This is a genomic window from Nonomuraea longicatena (assembly GCF_039525605.1).
Lineage (GTDB): Bacteria > Actinomycetota > Actinomycetes > Streptosporangiales > Streptosporangiaceae > Nonomuraea > Nonomuraea longicatena.
In genome coordinates, this window is sequence record NZ_BAAAHQ010000062.1 from 1 (window position 1) to 9,729 (window position 9,729).

Here is a 9,729-nt window from a genome sequence, read left to right on the forward strand (position 1 = left end):
CCGACCCTCACCGGGTTCGAGGAGCTCGACCCGTCCGTGGCCTACATCCGGCAGGGGCAGCTGTTCACCAGGTTCTTCGAGGACTCGACCAGGATCTATCCGTCGCCCTACCAACCGCTCAGGCGCCGTGACCTGGTCGCCCAGTTCGACAGGTTCTCGCTGCGGGACCGGCTCGACCAGATGGCCCTCCCGCCGGCGGACGAGATCCTGCTGACCAGCTGGACCTCGCTGTACGGCGGGACCAGCGAGCGCGGCGCACTGACCCACATCCAGCAGTGGTGGGCACTGGCCGGTGGCACGTTCGAGGCCTTCCACGGCGTCAACACCTACCGCCCGGCACAGGGCACAGTGTCGATCTTGAACGCCATGCTCGCCGAGTCCAGGCCGGTCCTCAAGCTCAACTCGCCGGTCAAGTCGGTGGTCCAGAACGCCGGCAAGGCGACCGTGACGACGCGCGCGGGCGAGTCGTTCACCGCGCCAGAGGTGATCATGGCCGTGCCGGTGAACGTCTGGCGCACGATCTCGTTCAGCCCGCCGCTGCCCGCCGCGCATCGGGAGGCGACGAACGCCGGGATGGGCGTGATGGAGGAGAGGAAGCTGTGGATCGACCTGTCCAGTCCCACGGACAGGTTCGTGGCCGAGTCACCCGAGGGCAGGGGTGACCCGTTCTGCTACATAGGCCGGTTCAACGACGGCGATCCGGTGGTCGCCTTCACCGTCGACACCACCTTCGACGAGAGCGACGGGGACGAGGTGGAGCGAGCCCTCCGGAGGGTCCTCCCGGGCGCCAAGGTGCGCGATTACATCGTGACCAACTTCTTCAAGGACGAGTTCGCCCTTGGCACCGGCGGCTACCGTCAGCCGTACCAGCTCGTCAGGCTGCACGCGAAGCTCCAGCAGCCGCACGGCCGGATCAAGTTCGCGGGCAGCGACATCGCCAACGGGTGGAACGGCTACATCGACGGCGCGATCGAGGACGGCCTGCGGGTCGCGGGCTCGCCGACCCTGTCCGGTCCGGCGGCCGCGGCGGCCAGCGCCGAGGAACGAATTTTCGTGCCGAAGGTGAACCGCAGACTGTACCGCGGCCTCGGCGGACGATAACAGCGCGCGTCTTGAGACCATTCGCTGCCGGAAAATCTCGGGACGGTCTACCTGTGGTCTGCGAAGAACAGCGGTGGCCGGAATTCCGGTCACCGCTGTTCGCAATTCCGACTCGGCAAACTCAATGAAGGAAAAAGGTATGCACAGGCAAGGTACGTCGAAGCTAGGCTCCTGCCCATGAGCGCGTCCATTGGCAGCACCACCATGGAACCGGTCGAGTCGTTGTTCTCGTGGTTCCGCGAGATGCTCAATTCGCAGCCGATCAGCAGCGAAGGCGACCACGGATTACAGGTCTTCGGTTACGAGGACATCACCAGGATTCTCGCCGACACCAAGACCTTCTCTTCGGAGACGGCAAGGCTGTTCAATCTCCCGCACCCTGAACTCGACCGCTTCGACGAGGGCAACCTGGTCACCACAGACCCGCCCCGGCACCGCAAGCTGCGCACCGTCATCAGCCAGGTGTTCACCCCCCGCTCGGTCGCGAACCTGGCCGAACGCATCGAGCTGATCACCGACACCCTGCTGGACAAGGTCGCCGACCGGGATTCGTTCGACCTCGTCGACGCGCTCGCGTTCCCGCTGCCGATCACCGTGATCGCCGACGTGCTCGGCCTGCCCATCGAGGACGAGCCGCTGTTCCGCGTGTGGGGTGATGCGATCGGCGCGCTCGACGCCGCCACCGTGCCCCCCGAACTGCTCGAAGGCGAGGTGGGACCCGCCCTCCACGAGATGGGCGAATACTTCCTGCGGCACATGCGCGACCGCAGGCAGAACCCACGCGACGACGTGATGAGCAGGCTGGCCAACGCCACCATCGACGGCGAGCCGCTGACCGACGGCGAGATGATCGGGGTCACCGGCCTGACCATGTTCGCCGGGCACGCCACCACGATGTCGTTGATCTGCACCGCGGTCATCCTCCTGGGGCAGCACCCGGAAGCGCTGGCCGAGATCCGCGCGGACCGCGACCTGGTGCCCGGCGCGCTGGAGGAGGTGCTGCGCATGTACCCGCCGTTCCCGCGCCTGGTGCGGGTCACCACCACCGACACCGAGATCGGCGGACACCCGGTCGCCGCGAACCAGCTCGTGACGCCGTGGATCGGCGCGGCCAACCGGGACGGTGCCAAGTTCCCCGACCCGGACCGGTTCGACATCCACCGCAACACCGGCGGGCACCTGGTGTTCGGCCAGGGCATCCACTTCTGCCTCGGCGCGCCGCTGGCGCGGCTGGAGGGCAAGATCGCGCTGAACCTGTTGCTGGACCGCTACTCGAAGATCAGCGTTGATCCCGAGCGCGGTGTGGAGTGGGAGAACCCCAACCAGATCATCTGCCCGCGCCGTCTGCCTGTGCGGGCAACTCGGTGACCTGGCAGTACACCACGCGGGCGGCGGCAACCTGACCACCGGCGCCGCCGCCTCGGTACCGATCCTTGCGCAGCAAGGATGAGCCGGACGCCAGGACCCGCCTCATGTGCGTGCGGCGCGCGTCCGAGTCGTCGCCGACGCCGGCGAGCAGGCTCCCTGCCGAACCCTTGGCCCCGCCGTTCCTGGTGGATTGCAGGAACTCCAGCAGCCGGTCTATCGCGATGTCGGAGATGGGTTCCAGGTTCATCGTCAGCGCGTGCTGCAGTCGCGAACCCCACACCGGGCGGCGCCTGGCCAGGTCGGGCCGCGCAGTGACCACCACCAGCACCGGCAGGCCGGGAAGCGACCTCGGCAGGTCCTCAAGGAAGTCGATCAAATGATCGTCTGCGACGTGCAGGTCCTCGACGATCATGACGACGGGGCCGCACCGGGCGATCTGGCCGAGCAGGTGCCGCCACGCGTGCAGCACGTCGGTGACCGGTAGGTCCGAGCGTCGCCGTCTCCGGTCGACCAAGCCGGTCAGCCGGTGCACCAGTCGGCGCCGCTCGTCCTCCGACTGGACGAGTCGCTCCACCGTCCCGGTGATCTCGGCCTGTACACACTCGACAGGGCCGTCCGGGTCGATGCCGCAGTACGAGCACAGCAGGTCGGTGACCACGTCGGTGGCGACGTCCTCCACGAACGGCCGGGCGCGGGCGACCAGGACCCGCACCGGCTCGGCGGTCGCGGCGATCCTGCGCTCGAACTCCAGGACGAATCGAGTCTTGCCGACGCCGGGGTCGCCGAGAACGGTCACCAGGTGAGGCACGTCGACGTGCCTGGTGCGGCGCAGGAGGCCGCACAGCACCTCAAGGTCGTGCTCGCGGTCGATCACCGGCATGTCGTACTGCGCCAGGTACTCCTGCCGAAGCCCGCCGACCTGCCAGCCGAAGGACGACTCGACCTCGAAGTAGGTGGTGGTGCACTCGGTGGCCCGCCTGGTGTTCTCGCACACCCGGATCTCGCCGGCCGGGGTCTGCAAGAGCAACTCGTGGCATTCGTCGAGCAGAACGCCGCTCACCGACGGCGCACTGTCGTCGCCGTTGTGGTGGCGCACCAGCGCCTCGCCGGTGGCCACCGCGACGTGGACGGCGACAGAGGTCTCGGCGCCGGAGGCGTCCGGGAAGTGGAACCGGTCGCGGATGGCCAACGCGGCGAGGACGGCGCGTTCGGCGTCGTCCTCGCCGGTCTCGGGGACGCCGAACAACGCCAGCCAGATCGACCCGATGGAGGCCACGACGGTGCCGCCCACCCGCTCGACCTCGTCGCGGATCGTGGCCGCGGCCTTCTCCAGCGCCGTGTTGCCTGTGCCCTGGCAGCGCACGATGAGCACGCTGACGTCCTGGCGCCCGACCACCATGGTGCGCAGCGAGGGCACGGCGGGCATCGAGACGGCCCCGGTAACCCTGTGCCAATCCGGTTCCGGCTCGAAGGGCGAGGAAGATCTGCGCTGCGGCACCGGCGGGGAGGGCCGGACGTCGGCGGGCCTCGGCTGTTCTTCGGCCATCTCGCAGGAAGAGCCGGTCATCTGCAGCTTGATCTGCTTCTGCATCCCGACCGGGATCAGCGCCGGGTCTTGGGTGAGGATCGCCTGCTGCAGCGAGCGCAGCGCCGGATTCGGTTCCAGGCCGACGTTCTCCACCAGGCTGGTGCGCAGGGTGTGGTAGGCGTTGAGGGCGTCGGCCTGCCTGCCGCTGCGGTACAGCGCCAGCATCAGTTGTCCGCACAGGCGCTCGCGCAGCGGCTCGGTGGCGACCGCGCGCTGGAGTTCGGCCAGGGTCTGGTGGTGGTGTCCTCGGTCGAGCTCCACCTCGAAGTAGTCCTCAAGCGCGTCCAGCCTGGCGTCCTGCACCGGGGTCAGCTCAGGCCAGTCGATGCCGGACTCGACCAGGTCGGCCAGCGCGGGCCCGCGCCACAGCTCCAGGGCCTGCCGCAGCAGCAGGGACGCCGCCTCCAGGTCACCCTCGGCGCACTTGGCGCGTCCCGCCTCGACACGCTGGTGGAAGTTCTGCACATCGGTCTGCTCGGGTTCGACGCGCAGCATGTAGCCGGGTGGCTGGCTGAGCAGCGCGGCGGAGCCGCCATTGGCCGACAGCGCCCTGCGCAGCCGCCAGACCGAGTTCTGCACGATCTTCCTGGCCGACAACGGCACTCTGTCCTTGGGCCAGAGCGAGTCCACCAGCTGACTGCTCGCCACGACACGGTTGCGGTTGAGCAGCAGGAGTCCGAGTGTGGCCCGCTGCCGCGCGCCGCCGAGGTCGACCAACTCATCGCCGTGTACGACCTCTAGTGGTCCGAGCATCTTGAAGTAGGTCACTTTGAATCTCCCCCAGAATTTGTTACGCCCTGTCGAGTGCGACGACACCGAAAGGACACCTACCGCAGAGCCTTTGTTACCCCCGTGGACAGCTCGCACATCGCTGATGCGACCGTAGCCGACCGAGCCGTCGGTAGCGTACTCCAGACGCTATCCCTAATCCCTGACGCCTCAATTCTTGGAGTTGTCCGTCGTCGTTTCGATATAGAACTACGAATTATCGTCGACACCATAGGAGTTATGCGGGTCCCACACACACACGAGGCGGAGGTCCGACGCTTTATGGATACGGCAATGCTAGGTCGAGATCTTGATACGGGCAAGGATCGCGGGATGCCTGTGGGCATGAGAACGGCCTAAATGGCCATTGACACAAAGCCGGAACAACGCCGGGGCCGTGGTGGCCGCGGGGGTCACCGTATCCCCGACTCGGCGACCCGAGCGCCGCGCTCATCGTCGATGAGACCGGTGATGCGCAATCCTCCACCGACGCTTTCACGGCGCGCAGCTCGGGACTGGTTCCTGTGAGCTGCCGTGAACGGTGGGACTCCTCCGCCGATTCGCCCTTCCCCGCCCTCGGTACGACATCGCGCCCGAACACGCCCCGCACTGGTCCGGTGGCGACATTGCCCCCAATATCGGACAGCGACCCACCACCGGCAGTGGAATGAGGTGACAACGGCCGACAGATCCCCTCGGGCTCAACCGACACCGGATCAGCCGCAGCCGGCCCATGAAACGACTTTGCGCATCACCCTGACCCCGGCCGAGTTCGAAAACCCCCTGATCAGCCGACCGAGACCATTCCGAGAACTGTCACACGTGTATGGAGTGCCATAATCTTCGTATGACTGTTTCGTCTTTCAACCCACACGCCCTGCTTGCGGAAAGCCGTCTCGGAGTTCTCGCGACGATTAAGCAGGACGGGCTCCCGCAGCTGTCCCCTGTGATGCCCTTCTACGACCGGGACGCGGGTGTCATCCATGTGTCGACGAGCGCCGGGACGGCCAAGATCGTGAACCTGCGCCGGAACCCGCGCGCCGCGCTGGAGGTCACCAGCTCCGACGGCCGGTCATGGGCTACCGCCGAGGGCACCGCCACCCTGACCGGCCCGGGAACCGACCCGAACGGGCCCGAAGTCCAGGCCTTGGTCGACTACTACCGCGCCGCCGCAGGCGATCATCCGGATTGGGAAGAGTACCGAGCGGCCATGGTCGCGCAACGCCGCGTCTTGATCACGCTCAAGGTCGACCACGTCTACGGGAGGCGCATTGCTCCGGCGTGAGCGGCTTGAGAACGCTTCAGCCCCGGCCTGTGGGGCGGTCGCGACGGGTCAAAGGGTGGTGAGCGCCTGGTCGAGGGCGGCGAGGAACCAGTCCCGATCACGGCCGACACCGGTGGAAGACAGGATCCGGAACGCCGGAAGGCCGGGGCCACCTGACACGACGGTGTCGAAAGGGCCGAAGCGGGGGTCGATCCAGGCGAGATGGACCTCCCGTCCGTGACGGGAGAGCACCTCGTGGTGGCCGGGATGACTCTCGCGTTCGGGCGCGATGGGATCTGTGCCCCGGTAGAGGTGTAGCCGCAACTCCCGATTGCGGGCCGGCAAGCCGGCATAGAGCGCCTCGACGGCCACCGCCGACGTGCCACGGTCGGTCGCGATGGAGTCCAGCGGCAATCGCCCCAGAACCGTGGGGAGGCCGTGGGCCTGGCTGACGGCTTGCGCCCGTTCCCCGGTCGCCCACGCGGGCCGGATGGTGTCGGGCTGACGAATCTTCCACAATCCGAGCGGGACGGCGATGGGTGGTGCCTGCGGCCGCCTGGCCCAGTAGCCGAGTCCGGCGAACGGCGTGTCCGAGATCCGCTGCATGGCGGCGCCGTCCACCGGCGACATCGACCGGTAGAGATCTTCGATCTCCTGCTCGGCGAACGTCCCTTCCAGCACCGAGAGCTCGATCATGGTGCGGGCGATCCTGGCGGAGGCGCCGGCGTGGCCCAGGTAATCGACGCCATGCCAGAGCACGTGCTCGTCGTCGATGGCGACGGCACGGGTCGGGCTTTCCCACAATGCCGGGTGGTCGAGTGCGGGAAATGCCCAGTCGTACAGGAACTCCTTGACCCGCAGAACGCGTCCCTCGCCTGCGAGCTCGAAACGGTAGGCGGCCGGGTTGTTGACGCTCCACGGTGATCTGCCCGCCGTCGCCTCGCCCACCCGGCCGGGCGGCGCTTCCCTGCGTACCGAGGACTTCCTCAGCGTGGTGCCCTCGGGCAGGACGTCAGGCGTGAAGACCACGAAGTTGCTCCAGGTCTGCGCCTCCTGCGCCGCCATGGCCGGTGGCGCCGCGTCCAGGTCGCCGGCGGATTCCAGGGTGCGGTGCGTCCAGTGCGCGTCCATCGCTGCCACTCCTCCTTTTAGAGACCGGTGGTCACAAATGCACCGTAGCATAATTCAAGACCGGCGGTCATTTAGTAGAGTCGAGGTATGGAGGAACAGCGCAGGACGCCCCGTCTGGGCAGACCTCCCGTGCTCTCACGGGAACTGCTCATCGCGACAGCTCTTGAGCAGGGCGTCTCCGCCCTGTCCGTGCGCGGCCTGGCCCAGCGGCTCGGCGTCGCGCACTCGGCGCTGTACCGGTGGGTGCGCAACCGCGACGAACTCCTCGACCTGGTCAGCGACGCCCTGCTCGAACGCGTCATCCACGCCATGGAAGATCATCCGGACGAGTGGCGGACCTGGCTCGATCAGCTCGCCTGGGCCATCCGGCGCAGCTTCCTGCCCTTCCTCGACCACGAGGGCGTGGCCCAGTTCCCCAGAACCACCGCCACCTACGCCGACCTCCGGCGTACCGCCGAGCGAGTCCTGCAGGCCGGCGGGATGAGACCGGCCGCTGCGGCCGACACCTACCAGGTCTTCCTGCTCACTGTCTGGGGATGGCTCGCTGCGGAGAAGGCGTGTTCCGACCAGGACGACCACGAGCGACTCTTCGCCATGATGGTGGAGGTGCTGATCCGCGGCCTGCCCGCCCACGACACGTAGGCGGGCGGGATGTCCGGCCTCGCGCCCGAGGTGTGGTCGAGCGTGGCCGCCACAGTGAGCCGGTGAGCGACGATCTCCGGCGCACGGCCGTGGGAGACCGCAGGTCTGGACCGTCCCCCACTGCGATGAGCCGGGCACGGGCCGTTGAATCGCTCGGCTTCGACGGAGACCTCAGCGGTTGATCGCCAGGGTGTCGTCGAGCGTCGCCGACCGTGCCGATGGAGGCGGCGGCGCCGGGTCGGTCAGAACTCGGGTCGGGCCCTGGCGGGAGGCGCTCCCCTACCTGGTCCTGCCGGGAAGCGGTTGCCTTCAGTTCAGGCGGGTGCGCCGTTCAGGATCTCGACCTCGCCGGTGTCCAGGGAGTAGTACGCACTGACCACGGCGAGGTCCCCCTTGGTCACCAGCGGTGCGAGGTCCCGATTGCCGCGCAGGGCGTTCGCGGTCAGCTTCACCTGGGCTTTGGCCATCGCCTCGGTGGGGTCGGCGTGATTGCCCCGTTCGGTCTGCTCGTACGCCGGGCGCAGAGCCTCCGTGATCGCCTGGAGGTTGCCCGGCAGCGGCTTGTCTGCCCGCAGGGCCTTGTACACAGCCGAGACCGCGCCGCACCGCTGGTGACCGAGAACGATGATCAGCGGCGTTCCGCTGATCATCGGCCCGTACTCGATGGAGCCGGTGATCACGGGCCCCACAGCCGTCCCGCCGCTACGCATGACGAACAGATCGCCCAGGCCGGTGTCGAAGACGAGCTCGGGTGGCACCCTGGAATCGATGCATGACAGCACCGCTCCGTAGGGCTGCTGGTTGGTGGCCAGCAGTTGCCGGCGGGTGGGATCGCGATCCGGATGCCGCAGTGCGTTGGTCACCCAGCGCTCGTTGCCCTCCATCAGCCGTTCGTAAGCCGCCTTCGGCGTGCTGGGAGACCCTCCCGTGGAGGGTGCCGGCGCCGCCTTGTGCGCGCCGTCGATCTTCTCGTCGATCTCCTCGGCCGATGAGCAGCCGACGAGGCAGACCGCTGCCAGGGACGCGGCTCCGGTGAGCAGCGTTCGCCGCCCCGGGGCATCAGCTTGAATGCTCATGACCTGCCGTCTCAGAAGGTTCGTGATGACGGCGCGTGAGCCGCCACATGGGCTGGTAGGGCAAAGCCGTGACTCACTCCGGGCGGCGCGAACCGACCGGTCGACGACGATGCTGCTCCCGGTGAAGCCGGAGCCCTCGAAGGCGCCGCCCGCGATGCCGACGACGTCTGCGGCGGTGAATGCGCGGCGATGACGAACTTCTTCGGGGTGGCTCTCTCAAAGCCTTACCGGCAACCGACCGTAACTTTAGTACGACGCTACGTGTTCGATCAGCCATTCCATGCAACCGGCCAGGTCCATCGTGCCCTGCCTGGAGGGAAGACCCTGGTGCGGGAGCCATGAGCGGGGGGCGGCGGGATGCGAGAGCCGCCCCGGGCTCACGTGCGGCGGGCCGTCCAGGGTACGGATCGGACCAGGCGCCGCAAGGAACTGACCGGCCGCCGCGATCCCGATGACGCAGAGGACGGCCGGCACCGTGAGGACGAAGGCCGGTGTGGGGACGCTCACGGCAGCGGCTCCGCCGACCCGCGGGCGTCCGAGGATGTGTTGTTCCTACGGACCGTGAACAGGCCGGAGACGTGCAGGAGCCCCATGGTCGCCGCGAACACCGGCATCATGCCGCCAGTTCGACAATTCGACTCGCAGGTATTGCCGGGTGAATGAAATCAATTCAACCGCCGTGGAAGTGCCTCGGCTGCCGTTACGGATATTTCAAAGCCGTTCTCATTGAGGTGATCTCAGAGAACTAATTCGGGCGATTGGTGATTTTAGGGACGCCCAGGGTGGCGTTT

Annotated in this window: 8 protein-coding genes; 4 read left to right on the forward strand and 4 right to left on the reverse strand. The window is 67.6% G+C overall.

The window, feature by feature from the left end:
* Positions 1-1,101 (forward strand): flavin monoamine oxidase family protein (locus ABD120_RS38260; protein ID WP_343955274.1); only part of this gene is annotated, 1,101 nt, incomplete at its 5' end.
* 177 nt (positions 1,102-1,278) lie between these two features.
* Positions 1,279-2,469, forward strand: a complete 1,191-nt coding sequence (locus tag ABD120_RS38265) for a cytochrome P450 (RefSeq protein ID WP_343955275.1) — start codon at positions 1,279-1,281, stop codon at positions 2,467-2,469.
* Here the strand turns inward: ABD120_RS38265 and ABD120_RS38270 are convergent.
* Entirely contained in the window at positions 2,429-4,825 is a 2,397-nt protein-coding gene (locus ABD120_RS38270) for an ATP-binding protein (RefSeq protein ID WP_343955276.1), read from the reverse strand. The two genes, ABD120_RS38265 and ABD120_RS38270, sit on opposite strands and share 41 nt — an antisense overlap.
* A gap of 847 nt (positions 4,826-5,672) precedes the next feature.
* Here ABD120_RS38270 and ABD120_RS38275 point away from each other — a divergent pair.
* The gene (locus ABD120_RS38275; protein WP_343955277.1) at positions 5,673-6,110 is read left to right on the forward strand and encodes a PPOX class F420-dependent oxidoreductase; all 438 of its coding nucleotides are present in this window, start codon (positions 5,673-5,675) and stop codon (positions 6,108-6,110) included.
* 48 nt (positions 6,111-6,158) lie between these two features.
* Here the strand turns inward: ABD120_RS38275 and ABD120_RS38280 are convergent, their stop codons facing one another.
* Positions 6,159-7,220, reverse strand: a complete 1,062-nt coding sequence (locus ABD120_RS38280; RefSeq protein WP_343955278.1) for a hypothetical protein — start codon at positions 7,218-7,220, stop codon at positions 6,159-6,161.
* An 87-nt stretch (positions 7,221-7,307) separates the two neighbouring features.
* On the opposite strand from ABD120_RS38280, the gene ABD120_RS38285 reads away from it, so the two are divergent.
* The gene (locus ABD120_RS38285) at positions 7,308-7,862 is read left to right on the forward strand and encodes a TetR/AcrR family transcriptional regulator (RefSeq protein ID WP_343955279.1); all 555 of its coding nucleotides are present in this window, start codon (positions 7,308-7,310) and stop codon (positions 7,860-7,862) included.
* 314 nt (positions 7,863-8,176) lie between these two features.
* Here the strand turns inward: ABD120_RS38285 and ABD120_RS38290 are convergent, their stop codons facing one another.
* Both ABD120_RS38290 and ABD120_RS38295 read right to left on the reverse strand, forming a co-directional pair.
* Positions 8,177-8,938, reverse strand: a complete 762-nt coding sequence (locus ABD120_RS38290; RefSeq protein ID WP_343955280.1) for a carbonic anhydrase — start codon at positions 8,936-8,938, stop codon at positions 8,177-8,179.
* 246 nt (positions 8,939-9,184) lie between these two features.
* On the reverse strand, positions 9,185-9,445 hold the full coding sequence (locus tag ABD120_RS38295; RefSeq protein ID WP_343955281.1) for a hypothetical protein: 261 nt from the start codon (positions 9,443-9,445) through the stop codon (positions 9,185-9,187).
* Positions 9,446-9,729 lie beyond the last annotated feature (284 nt).

Coding starts and splice junctions, on each gene's coding strand:
- ABD120_RS38265 (WP_343955275.1), top strand. CDS start 1,279: ATGAGCGCGTCCATTGGCAGCACCACCATGGAACCGGTCGAGTCGTTG.
- ABD120_RS38275 (WP_343955277.1), top strand. CDS start 5,673: ATGACTGTTTCGTCTTTCAACCCACACGCCCTGCTTGCGGAAAGCCGT.
- ABD120_RS38280 (WP_343955278.1), bottom strand. CDS start 7,220: ATGGACGCGCACTGGACGCACCGCACCCTGGAATCCGCCGGCGACCTG.
- ABD120_RS38285 (WP_343955279.1), top strand. CDS start 7,308: ATGGAGGAACAGCGCAGGACGCCCCGTCTGGGCAGACCTCCCGTGCTC.
- ABD120_RS38290 (WP_343955280.1), bottom strand. CDS start 8,938: ATGAGCATTCAAGCTGATGCCCCGGGGCGGCGAACGCTGCTCACCGGA.